General features: G+C 69.5%; 16 protein-coding genes. 13 read left to right on the forward strand and 3 right to left on the reverse strand.

Annotation, left to right across the window (positions count from 1 at the left end; all coding sequences use genetic code 11):
- Positions 1-209: 209 nt before the first annotated feature.
- Positions 210-1,814 carry a TROVE domain-containing protein gene (locus tag Y590_RS22605; RefSeq protein ID WP_060771826.1) on the forward strand — a complete coding sequence of 535 codons (1,605 nt, stop codon included), beginning with the start codon at positions 210-212 and terminating at the stop codon, positions 1,812-1,814.
- 68 nt (positions 1,815-1,882) lie between these two features.
- Positions 1,883-3,283, forward strand: coding sequence for an RtcB family protein (locus Y590_RS22610; protein WP_060771827.1), 1,401 nt, complete (start codon positions 1,883-1,885; stop codon positions 3,281-3,283).
- A 236-nt stretch (positions 3,284-3,519) separates the two neighbouring features.
- Here Y590_RS22610 and Y590_RS22615 read toward each other — a convergent pair whose 3' ends face one another.
- Both Y590_RS22615 and Y590_RS22620 read right to left on the reverse strand, forming a co-directional pair.
- Positions 3,520-4,818 carry a nicotinate phosphoribosyltransferase gene (locus Y590_RS22615; RefSeq protein ID WP_060771828.1) on the reverse strand — a complete coding sequence of 433 codons (1,299 nt, stop codon included), beginning with the start codon at positions 4,816-4,818 and terminating at the stop codon, positions 3,520-3,522.
- Between the two features lie 160 nt (positions 4,819-4,978).
- The gene (locus Y590_RS22620) at positions 4,979-5,482 is read right to left on the reverse strand and encodes a pyridoxamine 5'-phosphate oxidase family protein (RefSeq protein ID WP_060771829.1); all 504 of its coding nucleotides are present in this window, start codon (positions 5,480-5,482) and stop codon (positions 4,979-4,981) included.
- A gap of 156 nt (positions 5,483-5,638) precedes the next feature.
- Here Y590_RS22620 and Y590_RS22625 point away from each other — a divergent pair, with 156 nt between their 5' ends.
- The 9 genes from Y590_RS22625 (at position 5,639) to Y590_RS22665 (ending at position 14,071) form a co-directional block, all read left to right on the forward strand.
- On the forward strand, positions 5,639-5,908 hold the full coding sequence (locus Y590_RS22625; protein ID WP_060771830.1) for a hypothetical protein: 270 nt from the start codon (positions 5,639-5,641) through the stop codon (positions 5,906-5,908).
- A 91-nt stretch (positions 5,909-5,999) separates the two neighbouring features.
- Positions 6,000-7,127 carry an Mrp/NBP35 family ATP-binding protein gene (locus tag Y590_RS22630; RefSeq protein ID WP_060771831.1) on the forward strand — a complete coding sequence of 376 codons (1,128 nt, stop codon included), beginning with the start codon at positions 6,000-6,002 and terminating at the stop codon, positions 7,125-7,127.
- A 29-nt stretch (positions 7,128-7,156) separates the two neighbouring features.
- A complete protein-coding gene (mobA, locus tag Y590_RS22635; protein ID WP_083530996.1) occupies positions 7,157-7,756 on the forward strand; it encodes a molybdenum cofactor guanylyltransferase MobA in 600 nt (199 codons plus the stop codon).
- 327 nt (positions 7,757-8,083) lie between these two features.
- Positions 8,084-10,819 (forward strand): DNA gyrase subunit A, encoded by a 2,736-nt coding sequence (gene gyrA, locus Y590_RS22640; protein WP_060771832.1) that lies wholly within the window; start codon positions 8,084-8,086, stop codon positions 10,817-10,819.
- 224 nt (positions 10,820-11,043) lie between these two features.
- On the forward strand, positions 11,044-11,868 hold the full coding sequence (locus Y590_RS22645; protein ID WP_060771833.1) for an outer membrane protein: 825 nt from the start codon (positions 11,044-11,046) through the stop codon (positions 11,866-11,868).
- Positions 11,869-12,011: 143 nt separating this feature from the next.
- Entirely contained in the window at positions 12,012-12,515 is a 504-nt protein-coding gene (gene coaD, locus Y590_RS22650) for a pantetheine-phosphate adenylyltransferase (protein ID WP_060771834.1), read from the forward strand.
- Between the two features lie 42 nt (positions 12,516-12,557).
- Entirely contained in the window at positions 12,558-13,100 is a 543-nt protein-coding gene (locus tag Y590_RS22655) for a peptidylprolyl isomerase (RefSeq protein ID WP_060771835.1), read from the forward strand.
- Positions 13,101-13,156: 56 nt separating this feature from the next.
- On the forward strand, positions 13,157-13,606 hold the full coding sequence (locus tag Y590_RS22660; RefSeq protein ID WP_502689518.1) for a UCP034077 family protein: 450 nt from the start codon (positions 13,157-13,159) through the stop codon (positions 13,604-13,606).
- Positions 13,607-13,609: 3 nt separating this feature from the next.
- Positions 13,610-14,071, forward strand: a complete 462-nt coding sequence (locus tag Y590_RS22665) for a peptidylprolyl isomerase (protein ID WP_012255637.1) — start codon at positions 13,610-13,612, stop codon at positions 14,069-14,071.
- 76 nt (positions 14,072-14,147) lie between these two features.
- On the opposite strand, the gene Y590_RS22670 is transcribed toward Y590_RS22665, so the two are convergent.
- A complete protein-coding gene (locus Y590_RS22670) occupies positions 14,148-14,552 on the reverse strand; it encodes a response regulator (RefSeq protein WP_060771837.1) in 405 nt (134 codons plus the stop codon).
- Between the two features lie 392 nt (positions 14,553-14,944).
- On the opposite strand from Y590_RS22670, the gene Y590_RS22675 reads away from it, so the two are divergent.
- Both Y590_RS22675 and Y590_RS22680 read left to right on the forward strand, forming a co-directional pair.
- A complete protein-coding gene (locus Y590_RS22675; protein WP_060771838.1) occupies positions 14,945-15,706 on the forward strand; it encodes an ImuA family protein in 762 nt (253 codons plus the stop codon).
- Positions 15,621-17,123, forward strand: a complete 1,503-nt coding sequence (locus tag Y590_RS22680; RefSeq protein WP_201026755.1) for a DUF6504 family protein — start codon at positions 15,621-15,623, stop codon at positions 17,121-17,123. The genes Y590_RS22675 and Y590_RS22680 overlap by 86 nt, the downstream gene beginning before the upstream one ends.
- Positions 17,124-17,151: the final 28 nt, after the last annotated feature.

Raw genomic sequence — 17,151 nt, forward strand, 5'->3', positions numbered from 1 at the left:
ACCGCCTGTCTCCCCTCCATGCCCGCACGGCCGCTGACGCAACAAACGAATTCGGCCGCGCGGGCCGGATTGCGAGGGTGATCGGGTCCTCAGGGTTCGAATCCCAGGTGCCGCAAGGTGCTGTGGTCCCTCGCAAAAATCCACGGCCGCGCGCCGCAACGAGCCTCGGGGACAATCCCCAAAAAGCCCCGCGGAGAGAGGAGCGAGCAATGTTGAACTATGGAAAGCTGTTCTCGCTCCGGCGCACCCCGCAGTCGGAGCCCCTTCCCCGCACCGTGCCGAATGCGGCCGGCGGCCACGTCTTCGTCCTGAGCGACTGGGCGCGGCTCGACCGCTTCCTCGTGCTCGGCTCGGAGGGCGGCTCCTACTACGCGGGCGAGCGGGCTCTCTGCCGGGAGAACGCGGTCGCGGTGATGCGCTGCATCGCCGAGGACGGGGCGCGGGCGGTCGCGACCATCGTCGCGATGAGCGAGGCGAGCCGGGCTCCGAAGCAGGATCCGGCGATCTTCGCCCTGGCGCTCGCGGCCTCCGCAGAGGCCGAGGCGACCCGCCGGCTGGCGCTCGCCGCCCTGCCCCGGGTCTGCCGCACCGGCACGCACCTGTTCCAGTTCGCGGGCGCCGTCGAGGCGATGCGCGGCTGGGGCCGGGCGCTGCGGCGCGCGGTCGGCGACTGGTACCGGGCGCGTCCGGTGGATGCGCTCGCCTACCAGGCGGTGAAGTACCGCTCCCGTCAGGGCTGGTCGCACCGCGACCTCCTGCGGCTGGCTCATCCAGAGACGGACGAGCCGGCGCGGAAGGCGCTGTTCGACTGGATCTGCCGCGGGACGCTGACCGAGGAGACCCCTGCCCTCGTCCACGCCTTCACTTGCGTGCAGGCGGAGGGCGTCGACGGCGCTTACGCGGCGGCGCAGGTGCGCACCCACAACCTGCCCTGGGAGGCGCTGCCAACGGGGCTGATGACGAGCCGCGCGGTGAACGAGGCCCTGATCGAGCGCATGCCGGTCGGTGCCCTCGTGCGCCAGCTCGGCCGGCTCACCGCTTCGGGGGCGCTCGCGCCCTTCACCGTGGCGACCGAGCACGTGGTCGGCGTGCTGTCGGACCGGGAGCGCCTGTTGAAGGCGCGTCTGCACCCGATGGCGCTTCTGGTGGCGCTGCGGACCTACGCGTCCGGGCACGGCCAGCGCGGCCGGCTCTCCTGGGAGCCGGTGGCGGCCATCGTCGAGGCGCTGAACGCGGCGTTCTACACCGCCTTCGCGAACGTCGAGCCCACGGGCCGGCGTCTCGTGCTGGCGCTGGACGTCTCGGGCTCGATGAGCTGCGGCTCGGTCGCGGGCTCTTCGCTGACGCCCCGGGAGGCGGCCGCCGCGATGGCGCTCGTCACCGCGGCGACGGAGGAGCACTGGCAGGTCCTCGGCTTCACCGCCGAGCCCGGCCGGTCCTGGAGCCAGGGGGCGGCGCTGACCGCCCTGCCGATCGGGCCGTCGATGCGGCTCGACCAGGCGGTGGCGGCGACGGACGATCTGCCCTTCGGCGGGACGGATTGTTCGCTGCCGATGCGGTGGGCGCTGGAGCGGGGCGTCCCGGCCGACGCGTTCGTGGTCTACACGGATTCGGAGACCTGGGCCGGCCCGGTCCACCCGGTCGAGGCGCTGCGGGAATACCGGGAGAAGACCGGGATTCCGGCCAAGCTCGTGGTCGTGGGGCTCGTCTCCAACGGCTTCAGCATCGCCGATCCGAACGACGCGAGCATGCTCGACGTCGTCGGCTTCGACACGGCGGCACCCGCGCTGATCGCGGATTTTCTCCGCGGATGATGAGTGGGGTGGACGGCGACTTGCCGCCCGCCCCAATCCCAAAAAATTCAAGAAGACGGAGCGGCACCATGACCGCGATCAACGGACGCGATCTCATCGCTTGGGGCTTCCAGCCGGGCGAATGGTTCAAGCGGGCGGTTTCCATCGCCAACGCGATGCGCCTCGAGGGCGCCGACGATGCGGCGATCCGCGCGCATCTCGTCACTCTCGACCCGGCCACCCACGCGATTCCGATGCGCACGAACAGCCTCGAATTCGGCGTCTTCCTCGACGCCGAAACGGCGGCCGAGCGGGCGAACGCGGCCGCGGTGATCGCGCATATGGACGCGCTCATGCGGGTGCCGACCATCGTGAAGGGCGCGGTGATGCCGGATGCCTGCCCCTCCGGCTTGGTGGAGGGTACGATCCCCGTGGGCGGCGCGGTTGCCTGCGCGGATGCGATCCATCCGGGCTTCCACTCGGCCGACATCTGCTGCTCGGTGGCGATCACCGTGTTCCGTCGCGCCGACGACCCGAAGCGCGTGCTCGACGCGATGCAGGCGGTCACGCATTTCGGTCCCGGCGGCCGAAAGGGTGCGGTCGCGCCGCCGGACGCGGTGATGGCGGGGGTTGCGGGCAACCGCTTCCTTACCGAGTTCGCGGGGCTCGCGGTCGGCCACTTCGCCAGCCAGGGCGACGGCAACCACTTCGCCTATGTCGGGCACCTCGGCTCGACGGGGCAGGTGGCGCTCGTCACCCATCACGGTTCGCGGGGGCTGGGCGCCCAGCTCTACAAGAAGGGCATGGCGGTGGCGCGCCGGCATACCGGGATCGTCGCTCCGCGGGTTCCGGCGCACAATGCCTGGATCAAGGCGGAATCCGACGACGGCCGGGCCTATTGGGAGGCGCTGCAGATCGTGCGGGACTGGACCAAGGCGAGCCATTTCGCGCTCCACGACCTCGTGGCGCGTAAAACCGGCAACGCCGTCGCGGACCAGTTCTGGAACGAGCACAACTTCGTCTTCCGCCGCGAGGACGGGCTCTACTACCACGGCAAGGGGGCGACCCCGTCGTGGCAGGGGTTCTCGGCCGACGATGACGGGCGCACGCTGATCCCGCTCAACATGGCCGAGCCGATCCTGATCGCCCGCCACCGCGACCAAGTGGGCTCGCTCGGCTTCGCCCCGCACGGGGCGGGCCGCAACATGAGCCGGACGGCTTACCTGCGGGAGCACGCGCCCGTCCTGCCCGAGGGCATCGACGTGCGCTTCTTCTGCGGCAAGCCCGACCTGTCGGAGCTGCCGGGCGCCTACAAGGATGCGGCTTCCGTGCGTGCCCAGATCGCGAAGTACGATCTGGCCGAGGTGGTCGACACGGTGGAGCCTTACGGCTGCATCATGGCCGGCGACTGGGAAGCCGACGCGCCGTGGAAGCGCAAGGCGGCGGAGAAGCGGGCGGCGAAGGCGGCTGCGGAGCTGACAGCGAAGTGAGAGTGGCGCCGGGCGGGAAACCCGGCGCCGCGTCTCCGTCGAGGCTGAGGCGGACGCGGGCCATGTCGTCCTGCGCCTCGGGGGGAAGGGCGCGAACGCGCTCGAGGGCGCGTTCCAGAAGTTTGGTCATGCTTTGCATCATGCGCGAGGCACGGAGGTCGGAAAACCAGTCGAACGAGGCCGCTCGTGCTGAGAGTCGTGCGATTTTCGGCCGGCAGACTCGCGCAAAACGTGCCTCACACCGCCACCGCCATCGCGGCCTGCTCCTCGACCCCGAACACCCGCTTGTAGCGCTCCACCTCGGCTGCCGGCCCCTGGGCCTTGCTCGGATTGTCGGAAATTTTCACCGTCGGGCGGCCCTCGGCTTCGGTGACCTTGCAGACCACCGAGATCGGGTCGAGCCGTCCCTCCGGCACGAGACCGCGAAAATCGTTGGTCAGCCGCGTGCCCCAGCCGTAGCCGATGCGCATGCGGCCGTGGAAATGGGCGTGGATCGCCTCGATGTCGTCGATGTCGAGCCCGTCGGAGAAGATCGCCAGCTTTTCGCGCGGATCGCAGCCGCGCGACTCCCAGAAGGCCAGCGCCTCCTCGCCCCCCGCGATCGGCTCCTTCGAATCGATGCGGATGCCGGTCCAGGCGGTGAGCCAGTCCGGCGCCTTCGCGAGGAAGCCGGTGGTGCCGTAGGTGTCGGGCAGGGCCACCAATAGGTTGCCGGCATAATCCTGCTGCCAGTCGGCCAGCACCGCGTAGGGAGCCTGGGCGAGGGCGTCATCGTCGTCGCCGGCGAGCGCGGCGTAGACCATCGGCAGTTCGTGGGCGTTGGTGCCCACCGCCTCGACTTCGCGGCGCATGGCGATCAGGCAGTTCGAGGTGCCGAGGAAGGCGCGCTCGCCCAATCCTTCCCGCATCGCCTGCACGCACCAATCCTGCCACAGGAAGCCGTGGCGGCGGCGCGTGCCGAAATCGGCGATGGAGAGGTCGGGCAGGCGCTTCAGGCGCTCGATCTTCTCCCAGACGCGGGTCATGGCGCGTGCGTAGAGCACCTGCAGCTCGAACTTGCCGAGGCCGCGCAGCACCGCGCGGGAGCGCATCTCGTTGAGGATCGCGAGAGCCGGCACCTCCCACATCGTGGTCTCGACCCAGGGGCCGTGAAAGGTCAGCGCCACCTGTCCGTCGCGCACCTCCAGCTCGTAGTCCGGCAGGCGAAACGCTTCGAACCACGCCATGAACTCGGACGAGAGGATCTGGCGGCGGCCGTAGAAGGTATTCCCGCGCAGCCAGGTGGATTCGCCCCGGCTCAGGCGGATCGTGCGGGCATGGTCGAGCTGCGCCCGCAACTCCCCGAGGTCGATCTCGTCGGCGACCCGCACGCTCCGGGTACGGTTCTGGATTCCGAAGCTGACGTTCAGCTCGCGATGGCGGCGGAAGATCATCTGCGCCATCAGGAGCTTGTAGAAATCCGTATCGAGCAGCGAGCGCACGATCGGGTCGATGCGGAAGTTGTGGTCGTAGACCCGCTTCGCGAGGTCGATCATGGGCCGTCCGTGTTCGGGGAGTGTCGCCCGAGCTTGGGGCGGAACACGCCGACGATCAACGCCGGTGGGCGCAGGGCTTTGTGACAAAAACGGCGCCCCCGCCGGGGGCGGGAGCGCCGAACGTCACGGAAAGGGGCACGAGGCCCACTCCCAAATAGAATCAGGCGAGGTTGACCTTCTTGGTCTCGGTCTTCGGGCTTTCGCCGGTGAGCGAGGCCTTCACGTAGCCGTAGAGGTGGACCATCGTGGAGGACGGGCTGTCCCAGTACTCGCCCTGCTCGGGATGGATGCGGATCAGGCCGACCTCGGGGTCTTCCTTGCCGTTGGGGAACCACGTCTTGAGGCTCTCCTGCCACTTTTCGTCGATCAGCTTCTGGTCGCGGATCACCTCGGCCTTGCCGGCGATCGAGACGTAGGTCTGGCTCGACGGGTCCGAGTAGGACAGGTTCACCTGATTGTCGCGGCCGATCTCGGCGGTCTTCGGGCTGTGCAGCTTGGTGAAGAACCAAACGTCGCCGTTCTCGTCGATCTCGTTGTTCCACATCGGGCGGCTGTTGAGCGTCCCGTCCTGGTCGGCGGTGGTCAGCATCGCCACCTTGACGTCCTTGACCAGCTCGAAGAGCTTCTTCGCGCCCTCGTGGTCGCGATGGTTGCCCTGGTGCATGAGATCCGTACTCCGTCTGTCGTCAATGGCGTGAGCCGGGCAGGCTGAAGACCCTTGTCGATGGTCCGCTGCCCGGCGATTGCCTCGACAACGAGCGAGGTCGATCTTGGTTCAGGGGGCGGTCGAAGCTTTGCCGGAGGGTGACGGGTGAACGGAATGAGCGTTGCGCTGCTGGCCACGCTGCTGGTCGCCGCGGTGCCGGCCTCCGCGGAGGTGCGCTTCGGCCCCGGCGTGCGCATCGGCGGCCACGATTTCTCGAACCGGCGCTCGCGCAGCGTCCATATCGAGCGGGTGAAGCGGCTGCGCGGCCCCGTCGGCTGCCGGCACCTGCGCCGCGGCGTCTACCGGCGCGGCGACGGCTCGATCGTGCGTGGGCCGATGGAAGAATGCAACCTGATCGCCATTCCGCCGGGGCGGCGGCGCTGAGAACACCGCTTGAAGGCTGGCGTTTGGCGCAAGGGTGGTTAGATGGTCGGGAGCGGGACGGCCCGCCCCGGCGCCCGATGGAGCTTGAGTTTTGGCGATCACGCGCGACGACGTGCTGAAGGCGCTCTCGACTGTCACGGTCGATCGCGGCGGCACCACCCTGCCCGATTCCGGCCGCCTCTCGCCGGTGGTGATCGACCCGGGCAACCGGGTGATGTTCTCGATCCTGATCGATCCGAGCGAGGCCGAGCGGTTCGAGCCGGTGCGGCGCGAGGCCGAAGGCCGCATCCTGGCGCTGTCCGGCGTGTCGAGCGTGCTCGCGAGCCTGACCTCGGAGCGTGCGCCCAACGCGCCGGCTCCCGGCGCGGCCCCGCGTCAAGCGGCCGGCGGTCCCGGTGCTCCGCCGCGCCAGGGCAACGCATTGCCGGGCGTGCGCCACATCGTGGCGGTGGCCTCCGGCAAGGGCGGCGTCGGCAAATCGACCACCGCCTGCAATCTCGCCCTGGCCTTGAGTGCCCAGGGCCTCAAAGTCGGCCTGCTCGATGCCGACATCTACGGTCCGTCGGTGCCCAAGCTTCTGGGGCTGTCCGGCAAGCCGCGGGTGATCGAGGGCAAGACCCTGGAGCCGCTGCAGGCCTACGGGCTGAAAGCCATGTCGATCGGCCTGCTGATCGAGCCGGAATCGGCGATGATCTGGCGCGGGCCGATGGTGCAGTCGGCCATCACCCAGATGCTGCGCGACGTGGCCTGGGGCGAACTCGACGTGCTCGTCGTCGACATGCCCCCCGGCACCGGCGACGCGCAGCTCACCATGGCCCAGGCCACGCCCTTGTCGGGCGCCGTCATCGTCTCGACGCCGCAGGATCTCGCGCTGATCGACGCCCGCCGCGGCGTGACGATGTTCCGCAAGGTCTCGGTGCCGATCCTCGGCGTGATCGAGAACATGGCGACCTTCGTCTGTCCGAATTGCGGGGCGGCCTCCGCGATCTTCGGCCATGGCGGCGCCCGTCACGAGGCGGAGCGCCTGGAGGTGCCCTTCCTCGGCGAGATCCCGCTCACCATGGCGATCCGCGAGACCTCGGATGCCGGACGCCCCGTGGTCGCGACCGATCCGGACGGGCCGCAGGCCAGGATCTACCGCGAGATCGCCCGGAAACTCTGGGCCAACCTCAGCGGCGCGCCTGCCGGCCGCGCGGCGCCGAAGATCGTCATCGAGTGACTCCCGCCCCGGTCTCCGGGTCGGGCATCCTGGGCCTGATCCTGGCCGGCGGCCTGTCGCGGCGGATGGGTGGGGGCGACAAGCCCCTGCGCCGGCTTGCCGGGCGCACCCTCTTGGAGCGGGTCGCCGAGCGGCTCGGCCCGCAATGCGCCGGCGGGCTCGCGCTCAGCGCCAACGGCGATCCGGCCCGCTTCCGCGCGGCGTTTTCCGGACCCGTCCTGCCCGACACCGTGCCGGACCATCCGGGGCCGCTTGCCGGCATCCTCGCCGGGATGGAGGCCGCCGGTAGAGCGGGCCTCACACACATCGTCAGCGTGCCGGGCGACGCGCCCTTCCTGCCCGTGGACTTCGTCGCGCGTCTCGTCGCGGCCGCGGCTGTGGAGGGCAAGCCGATCGCGCTCGCGGCCTCGGGCGAGCGGCGCCACTTCACCAGCGCGCTCTGGCCGGTCCACTTGCGTGAGGATCTGCGCGGCTGGCTCGCTTCGGGCGAGCGGCGCGTCGGCGGCTTCATCGAGCGGCATGGGGCGGCGGTGGCCTCCTGGCCGGTCGAGCCGGTCGACCCCTTCCTCAACCTCAACGCACCGGAGGATTTGGCCGCGGCCGAAACGCTTCTGGCGCGGGTTCCTTGACGAGCCGGCAATGCACCGCCGGCAGGCTCGCGGATGTTGTGCAAGCCCCTCGGAATTCATATTTAAGTAACTGAGACGACGGCCTTTGGCAGGCAGCGGGTCATCCCACTTCTCCCCCCTCATCCTGAGGTGCCGGAGCGAAGCGGAAGCCTTGAGGGATCCTCCAGAACACGCGCGGGATCGGGAGGATCCCTCAAGGCTTCCGCTTCGCGGCACTTCAGGATGAGGGGAGCGGTCGGGATTGGCGGCCCGTTGACCCGTCCTTGCTAATCTCCGTCCGTTGGCGTTCCGCCATGGGCGACCGAACGAGAACCCGAGAGAGCGACGTTGGCAGACGACAACGACCAACCCGGCGCCGGCACGCCCCCGCCCGCGACCGACATCAAACCCGTCTCCATCACCGACGAGATGCGCCGGTCCTACCTCGATTACGCCATGAGCGTGATCGTGAGCCGCGCGCTGCCCGATGCGCGCGACGGCCTCAAGCCCGTGCACCGGCGCATCCTGTTCGCGGCGCACGAGAGCGGGCACCTGCCCGAGCGCCGCTACGTCAAGTCGGCCCGCATCGTCGGCGACGTGATCGGTAAGTACCATCCGCACGGCGACCAATCGATCTACGACGCCTTGGTCCGCATGGCCCAGGACTTCTCGATGCGCCTGATGCTCATCGACGGGCAGGGCAATTTCGGCTCGGTCGACGGCGATCCGGCCGCGGCCATGCGCTACACCGAATCGCGTCTGGCCAAGCCCGCCAGCGCGCTCCTCTCGGACATCGACAAGAACACGGTCGATTTCCAGGCGAACTACGACGGGGAGCACGAGGAGCCGACCGTCCTGCCGGCCCGCTTCCCGAACCTGCTGGCCAACGGCGCGGGCGGCATCGCGGTGGGCATGGCCACCAACATCCCGCCGCACAATCTCGGCGAGCTGATCGACGCCTGCATCGCCCTCATCGACGATCAGAGCCTGACCATCGAGGCGCTCAACGAGATCGTGCCCGGTCCCGACTTCCCGACCGGCGGCCTGATCCTCGGCCGCGCGGGCACGCGGCAGGCCTACGCCACGGGCCGCGGCTCGATCATCATGCGGGCGAAATCCCATGTCGAGGAGCTGCGCAAGGAGCGCGAGGCGCTGATCTTCACCGAGATCCCGTATCAGGTGAACAAGGCGACGCTGGTCGAGAAGATCGCCGAGCTGGTCAAGGAGAAGCGCGTCGAGGGCATCTCGGACCTGCGCGACGAATCCGACCGCGACGGCATGCGCATCGTCGTCGAGATCAAGCGCGACGCCATGGCCGAGGTCGTGCTGAACCAGCTCTACCGCTACACGCCGCTGCAATCCTCGTTCGGCTGCAACATGGTGGCGCTGAACGGCGGCCGCCCCGAGCTGATGAACCTGAAGGACCTGCTGCTGGCCTTCAACGACTTCCGCGAGGAGGTCGTCTCCCGGCGCACCAAGTTCCTGCTCAACAAGGCGCGCGAGCGGGCCCACGTCTTGTGCGGTCTGGCCATCGCGGTCGCCAATATCGACGAGGTGATCCGCCTGATCCGCACCTCGCCGGACCCGAACACCGCCCGCGAGGCGTTGATGGCCCGCGACTGGCCGGCCCACGACATCGCGCCGCTGATCGCGCTCGTGGACGATCCGCGCTACCGCGTGGCCGAGGACGGCACCTACCGGCTCTCGGAGATCCAGGCCCGGGCGATCCTCGACCTGCGCCTGCAGCGCCTCACCGCTCTCGGCCGTGACGAGGTCGGCGACGAGTTGAAGAAGCTCGCCGACGAGATCGCCGATTATCTCGACATTTTGCGTTCGCGCGCCCGTATCCAGGCGATCGTGAAGACCGAACTGGCCGAGGTGCGCGCGCTCTTCGCCACCCCGCGCAAGACCGAGATCATCGATTCCGATTTCAGCGTCGAGGACGAGGATCTGATCGCCCGCGAGGACATGGTCGTGACCGTGTCCCATGCCGGCTACGTCAAGCGCGTGCCGCTCTCGACCTACCGGGCGCAGCGCCGCGGCGGCAAGGGCCGTTCCGGCATGGCGACCCGCGACGAGGATTTCGTCACCCGGCTGTTCGTGGCCAGCACCCACACGCCGGTGCTGTTCTTCTCCGACCAGGGTCAAGCCTACAAGGAAAAGGTCTGGCGCCTGCCGATGGCCGCGCCGAACGCCCGGGGCAAGGCGCTCGTCAACATCCTGCACCTTCAGAACGAGGGTGAGCGCATCTCGACGATCATGCCGCTGCCCGAGGACGAGACGTCCTGGGACACGCTCGACGTGATGTTCGCCACCGCCTCCGGCAATGTCCGCCGCAACAAGCTGTCGGACTTCACCACGGTGAACCGCAACGGCAAGATCGCGATGAAGCTCGATCCGGGCGACCACATCGTCCATGTCGAGATCTGCCGGCCCGAGCAGAACGTGCTGCTCACCACCGCGCTCGGCCAGTGCATCCGCTTCCCCGTCGAGGATGTGCGCGTCTTCAAGGGGCGCGACTCGACCGGCGTGCGCGGGATCAATCTGGCCAAGGACGACAAAGTCATCTCGATGGCGATCCTCAACGCCTTCGACGCTTCGCCCGAGGAGCGGGCTGGATACCTCAAGATGCGCCGGGCCGTGATCGGCGATGCGGGCGAGGCGGAGGCCGAGCCGGCCGAGGCCGACGAGGCTTCGGAGGCCACGGCGATCTCGCTGGAGCGCTACAACGAGATGGGGGCCGCGGAGCAGTTCGTGCTGACCCTGTCCGAGCGCGGCTTCGGCAAGCGCTCTTCGTCCTACGAGTACCGGACCTCGGGCCGGGGCGGCAAAGGCATCACGGCGATGCGGGTCAACGCCCGCAACGGCCACCTCGTCGCCTCCTTCCCCGTGGAGGCTTCGGACCAGATCATGCTGGTCACCAATGCCGGCCAGCTCATCCGCGTGCCGGTGGACGACATCCGCATCGTCGGCCGCGCCTCGCAGGGCGTGACGGTGTTCAACACCGACAAGGCGGAGCGTGTCGTCTCGGTGGAGCACATCGAGGGCGAGGACGAGAACGGCGACGGCGAAGAGGCCGTCTGATCGAAGGCGTTGCGGAGGGGGCGACATGGCCTCCCCCTCCGCAGCTCGGCAGGAGTTCTCCATCAAAATTTTGTGATCGAGGATTATTTTTGGAATTACAGTACCCAGATCTAGTCATGACAGGGTGTTGTTGTCGCGACATCAGTGTTGCCGTTATATCATAGTTTCCATATCCAGCCGTTGGTAGAGAAAGTGCAGCTTTCCTCACACCTTCGGTTCGAGCCGTGCGCAACTCCCTGATTCTCTCCGGCCTCGCGGGCATCCTCCTCTCCGGGACTGCACTGGCCGCCGACCTGCCGCGCCGCGCCGAGGCGCCGGTCTTCACGCCGATCCCCGTCTTCGCCTGGACGGGCGCGTATTTCGGCGCCAACGGCGGCTACGCCTACACCGAGAGTGACACGCTGCGGACCACCGGCATCGGTGCGCTCCAGGCCAACGTCACCAACGACCTGCGCCGCGCGAATGTCGCCCTGCCGAAGGATGGGTTCAGCTTCGGTGGCCAGGCCGGCTACAACTTCCAGCTCACGCCGGGCACCGGCTTCGTCTTCGGCTTCGAGACCGACGCGCAGTACCTCGATCTGGCGCGCAGCCGCACCGAGACGATCTTCCGACCCGCCATCAACCCGAGCGTGCTGACCAACGTCTACGCCGCCGACCTCGACTTCCTCGGCACCGTGCGCGGCCGTGTCGGCTACGCCTTCGACCGCGTCCTGGTCTATGGTACCGGCGGCTTCGCCTACGGCACCACCACGCTGGCCGCGGTCTTCCGCACGGGGACGCCCGTGACCTATGCCGGCGCCCGCTCCGGCCTCGAGACCGGATACGCCTATGGCGGCGGCATCGAGTACGCGATCCCGGCCAATTCCTTCCTGAATCTCACGGGGTCCCTGCAGATGACGGTCAAGGCCGAGTATCTGCGCTACGACCTCGGCAGCCGCACGGTGCTGATCCCCAGCCGGGGCGGCCCCGGCGTCGGCTACAACATCGAATCCCGCACCGAGGGCGCTCTGGCCCGCGTCGGCCTGAACTTCGGGTTCGGCACCTATTAAGCCAGGAAATCGGCGGAGCGCTCCGGTTCCACCGGAGCCTCCTTTCATCCCCGCCCCATCTCGTTCGCGCGGGCGCCCTCCGGGGCGCCCGTTTCTGTTGGCGGCGGTTCCGTTTGTGGGGAAAATGCTCTAGGCCCGTTCCCGTGACGACCCGTACAGCGCTCTACGCCGGTTCCTTCGATCCGGTCACCAACGGCCATCTCGATGTGGTGCGACAGGCCTGCCGCCTCGTGCCGCGGCTGGTGCTGGCCATCGGCGTGCATCCGGGCAAGGCGCCGCTGTTCACGGCCGAGGAGCGCGCCGCCCTGCTGCGCGAGACCTGCGAACCGCTCGCCGCGGCCGAGGGCGCGAGCCTCGAAGTCGTGACTTTCGACGACCTCGCCGTCACGGCCGCCCGGCGCTGCGGCGCACGCCTGTTCATCCGGGGGCTGCGCGACGGCACCGACCTCGATTACGAGATGCAGCTCGCCGGCATGAACGGCGCGATGGCCCCCGAGGTCCAGACCGTGTTCCTGCCCGCCTCCACCGGCGTGCGCCCGATCACCGCGACCCTGGTGCGCCAGATCGCGGCCATGGGCGGCGACGTCTCCCCCTTCGTGCCGCCGGTCGTCGCCGCGCAGCTTGCCGCCCGCTTCGCCAAATCCTGATCCTCACCCAATCCTGATTCCCACTACGGAGCTTTAGACCGCATGAATCGCCGCCACGCCGTCCTCGGACTCGCCCTCTCCGCCATGCTCCTCGCCGCCCCGGCGCGGGCCGGCGAGAACACCGTGCTTCTCGAGACCAAGGACGGGCGGGTCACGATCGAGCTGCGCCCGGAGATCGCGCCCAAGCACGTCAAGCAGCTCAAGACGCTGATCGGCCAGGGCTTCTACGACGGCCTGAAGTTCCACCGCGTCATCGACGGCTTCATGGTTCAGACGGGTGATCCCAAGGGCAACGGCACCGGCGGCTCCACCCTGCCCAACATTCCCGCCGAGTTCTCCTCCGCGCCGTTCAAGCGCGGCACGGTCGGCATGGCCCGCTCGGGCAGCCCGAACTCGGCCAACTCGCAGTTCTTCATCTGCCTCGGCGACGCGGACTTCCTGAACAACAACTACACCGTCGTCGGCGTGGTCACCTCGGGCATGGACGTGGTCGACAAGGTCAAGAAGGGCTCCAAGGCCGATAACGGCTCCGTGCAGAACCCCGACAAGATCGTGAAGATGACGCTCGCCGGAGGCGGCCAATAGCGGCCCGCCGGCCATCGCGCCGCGGGGTCTGCATCCTTGCGGCCTGCCTTGCCCCGATCATCGCGGGCAGGGCCGATGCGTTCGAGGGCATTGAGCCCTGGCGCACCCTGCCCCAAACCTTGCGGGGTACGCAGCATGTGCCGCTGCCCGCCGGTGACACGGCGGCGGCCCCGGCCGATACCCTGAAGGCGCTCTACCCGGCGCTCGCCGCCTGCTGGAAGGCCCCCGAAGGGCTCAGCCGGTTCGAGCGCGCGGAGATCACGGCGCGTCTCTCCCTGCGCCGGGACGGCTCGGTGATCGGCACGCCGCAGATCACCTTCGCCAAGACGCCGTTTGCGAACACGCCGGGCGATGCCAGAGCCCGGGACATCCTGATTCGGGCGACGCTCGACGCGATCGCCCGCTGCACGCCGGTCCGGCTCACCCCGGCTCTCGGCGGAGCCATCGCGGGGCGCCCCCTGGCGCTGCGCTTCATCTACGACGGACCCAGAGGACAGGGAATTTAACTCATGGCAGAGACGAACGAGACCATCGTCCTGGAGACCACCAAGGGCCGCGTCGTCATCGCGCTGCGCGCCGACCTCGCCCCCAACCACGTCGAGCGGATCAAGACGCTGACGACCCAGGGCTTCTACGACGGCGTGCCGTTCCACCGCGTTATCGACGGCTTCATGGCCCAGACCGGCGACCCGACCGGCACCGGTTCGGGCGGTTCGGAGCTGCCCGACCTCAACGCCGAGTTCAACGCCGAGCCGCATGTGCGCGGCACCTGCTCGATGGCGCGCACCAACTTCCCGCACTCGGCGAATTCGCAGTTCTTCATCTGCTTTTCCGACGCGCGCTTCCTCGACCGCCAGTACACGGTGTGGGGCAAGGTGATCGAGGGCATGGAAGTGGTCGACACGATCAAGCGCGGCGAGCCCGTGCGCGATCCGGACCGGATCGTGAAGGCGACCGTCGCGGCAGCGTAAGCTTGGTTGTACCCCTCTCCCCGCTGTGCGGGGAGAGGGGATGCGCTTCTGATGCTTTGAATGGTCCGGCCGCGGCTCAGCTCTCCGGCGGTTCCCTGAGCCCCGCGGCCTCTTCGAGCCATGTCAGGATTTCCGGTGCCCGCCAGGGCTTGGGCATGAAGGTCGCGGTGACGCGCAGGTCGCTCGGCTGGTCGCCCGCGTCGCCCGAGGTCAGCAGCAGGCGGATGCGCGGCCACGTCACGCCGATGATCCGCGCGAGTTCGAAGCCGCCGATCGTGCCCGGCGTGCGCACGTCCGAGAACACGACGTCGATCCCGTCGCCCCGCTGATGCAGGATGTCGAGCGCGCGCTCGGCCGTCTCGGCCTCGATGACCTCGAAGCCCTTCTCCTCCAGCAGCTCGGCTGCGAGGTAGCGCTCATCGGGTTCATCCTCGACGACGAGAATGACGGGCCGGCGGCCTGTGGGTCGTGCGTCACTCATGACTGGTCACTCATGACCCTGATAAATCTGGAGAGCTCGCGGGAAAAACGCAGACTGCGCATCCCATGCGACAACCTCCGGCAAAGTCCCCGGTAGACAATACGATAGAACGGTGTGGGCAAACGTCTGTCGTTCATGGGCAACAGCGCCCGGATTTGTTGCGCTCAAGTCCAGTCGGTATGCGGTTTTGCGTGAGATAAGCCGTCGCACCCGCTCTGCGTGCAGGGCTTGATGCGCCCCGACCCCACCGGTCCGGGGTCAAGTGTGCAGTCGGAATAAAATCCGCATTTTCAACGGGGATGGCAACGCGAGAGCGGTTGACGGGTTAAGGCTCAGGTGCGTTCACTGTTTGTTCTGAGCGATGCCCTCCCGATCCCCTTCGAACCTGCGCCATGCCCCCTTCCCGCTCCTCCGACGTGCCGACGCTGGATGCGCTACGCCGCCTGACGGAGCGCACCGGGACCGGCAGCGAACCGGCGGATTCGCGCACCCTCCCCTTCGGGGTGACGGGGCTCGACGCAGCTTTGCCCGGTGGCGGGCTGGCCCTCGGAGCGCTCCATCAGATCCATGAGGGCGGCCCGCGCGGGCGCTACGCCGCCACCGCCGTGCTGTTTGCCGGCGGCATCCTCGCCCGGCTCGACGGGCCGGTGCTGTGGTGCCTGCACAGCCGCGACCTGTTCGCTCCCGCGCTGGCCCGGGTCGGGCTGCATCCCGACCGGGTGGTCTATTGCGAGACGTGGCGGGATGCCGAGGTGCTGCCGGCCATGGAGGAGGGCCTGCGCCATCGAGGGCTGGCCGGCGTCGTCGGCGAACTCACCCGCATGACGCTCACCCCTTCCCGCCGGCTCCAACTCGCGGCGGAGGGCTCGGGCGTCACCGCGCTCGTCGTGCACCGCCTCTGCGCGGGGGAGGCCGTCGAGCCGGAGCCCAGCGCCGCGCGAACCCGCTGGCGGGTAGCGCCCGCCCCTTCCGAAGGAACGAGCCGTCGAATGGGCCGGCCGCGCTGGCGGCTCGACTTGCAGCGCTGCCGCGGCGGGGCGCCGGGGGCTTGGATCGTGGAGGCTTGCGATGCGCAGGGTCGTCTCGCTGTACCTGCCAGCCTGGCCGACCGACCGGCTGCGCCGGAGCGGGGCCAGCGCCGCGCCGCCGGATGAGCCGCTTGCCACCGTGGCGCAGGACGGTGCCCGTCGCGGGCTCGCCGGCGTGGACGCCGCCGCCCGCCGCCTCGGCCTGCGACCGGGCATGAGCGCGGCCCAGGCGCAAGCGCTGGTGCCGGGCCTTCATCTCGTCCCCGCCGATCCCGAGGCGGATGCGGCGGCCCTGGCGCGGCTCGGCCTGTGGTGCCAGCGCTACGCGCCGATCGTCGCCCTCGACCCGCCCGACGGCCTGATGATCGACATCACCGGCGCCGCCCATCTCCACGGCGGCGAGGCGCCCCTGCTCGCCGACCTGTCCGCGCGTCTGGAGCGGTCGGGAATCCTGGCGCGGCTGGCGCTTGCCGACATTCCGGGCTGCGCCTGGGGTGTGGCCCGCTTCGGCGAGGGCGGGATCGTGCCTCGGGGCGGGGCGGAGCAAGCGATCGCGGGGCTGCCGGTGGCGGCCCTGCGGCTCGGCTTCGAGGCGGTGCGGGCGTTGCAGGATGTCGGCATCACCCGCGTGGGCCACTGCCTCGACAAGCCGCGGGCCTCGCTCAGGCTGCGCTTCGGTGCCGAGTTGCTGTTCCGCCTCGACCGGGCGCTGGGCCGCGAGCCGGAGCCGCTGACGGCGCTTGAAGCTCCCGAGACGCCGCGTGTCGCCCTGCGCTTCGCCGAGCCGGTCGGCGCCCGCGAGAGCCTGGAGCGGGTCGTCGCCGACCTCTGCGCCCGGCTCGTGCCGGAACTGGAGCGGCGCGGCCTCGGCGCGCGCCGGCTCGATCTCGTCTTCGTCCGCGTCGATCGCCTCGATCAGGCGATCCGAATCGGCACGGCGGGGCCGAGCCGCGACGCCGCCCACCTCGCCCGGCTGCTCGGCGAGCGCCTCTCTCTGATCGATCCCGGCTTTGGCATTGAGGAAGCGGTGCTCTCCGCCTCGCGGGTCGAGCCTCTGGCCGAGCGGCAGGACACGCATCTCGCCGCCGGCCCGCAGGCGCCGGACCTCGCCGCCCTGGTCGATACCCTGCTGGTGCGCCTCGGCGCCGCCCGGGTCTACCGGCTGGCGCCGGTGGAGAGCGACCTGCCCGAGCGGGCGGTGTGCCGCGTGCCGGCTCTGGCCGCTCCCCTCGGCGCACTCTGGCCCACGGACCTGCCGCGCCCGGCCCGCCTCCTGGCGCCGCCGGAGCCGGTCACGGCGATGGCCGAGATCCCCGACGCGCCGCCGCTGTTCTTCGTCTGGCGCAACACCCGCCACCGGATCGCCCGGGCCGACGGGCCGGAGCGCATCCTCGGCGAGTGGTGGGTGGCGGATGCGGAGGCCGACCTGACGCGCGACTATTACCGCGTCGAGACGGAGGCGGGCGAGCGCTTCTGGCTGTTCCGCGACGGACCGATGGAGGCCAACGGCCGCTGGTGGCTGCACGGGCTCGGCGAGGCGTGACACCGACCCGCGATGATCCATGGCTGGT

The sequence above is a fragment of the Methylobacterium sp. AMS5 genome (assembly GCF_001542815.1).
Lineage (GTDB): Bacteria > Pseudomonadota > Alphaproteobacteria > Rhizobiales > Beijerinckiaceae > Methylobacterium.

Excerpts from the sequence above, each read along its gene's own strand:
- Y590_RS22670 (WP_060771837.1), bottom strand. The coding sequence starts at position 14,552 with ATGAGTGACGCACGACCCACAGGCCGCCGGCCCGTCATTCTCGTCGTC.
- Y590_RS22615 (WP_060771828.1), bottom strand. The coding sequence starts at position 4,818 with ATGATCGACCTCGCGAAGCGGGTCTACGACCACAACTTCCGCATCGAC.
- Y590_RS22665 (WP_012255637.1), top strand. The coding sequence starts at position 13,610 with ATGGCAGAGACGAACGAGACCATCGTCCTGGAGACCACCAAGGGCCGC.
- Y590_RS22620 (WP_060771829.1), bottom strand. The coding sequence starts at position 5,482 with ATGCACCAGGGCAACCATCGCGACCACGAGGGCGCGAAGAAGCTCTTC.
- Y590_RS22680 (WP_201026755.1), top strand. The coding sequence starts at position 15,621 with ATGCGCAGGGTCGTCTCGCTGTACCTGCCAGCCTGGCCGACCGACCGG.
- Y590_RS22610 (WP_060771827.1), top strand. The coding sequence starts at position 1,883 with ATGACCGCGATCAACGGACGCGATCTCATCGCTTGGGGCTTCCAGCCG.
- Y590_RS22655 (WP_060771835.1), top strand. The coding sequence starts at position 12,558 with ATGAATCGCCGCCACGCCGTCCTCGGACTCGCCCTCTCCGCCATGCTC.
- Y590_RS22625 (WP_060771830.1), top strand. The coding sequence starts at position 5,639 with ATGAGCGTTGCGCTGCTGGCCACGCTGCTGGTCGCCGCGGTGCCGGCC.
- Y590_RS22605 (WP_060771826.1), top strand. The coding sequence starts at position 210 with ATGTTGAACTATGGAAAGCTGTTCTCGCTCCGGCGCACCCCGCAGTCG.
- Y590_RS22675 (WP_060771838.1), top strand. The coding sequence starts at position 14,945 with ATGCCCCCTTCCCGCTCCTCCGACGTGCCGACGCTGGATGCGCTACGC.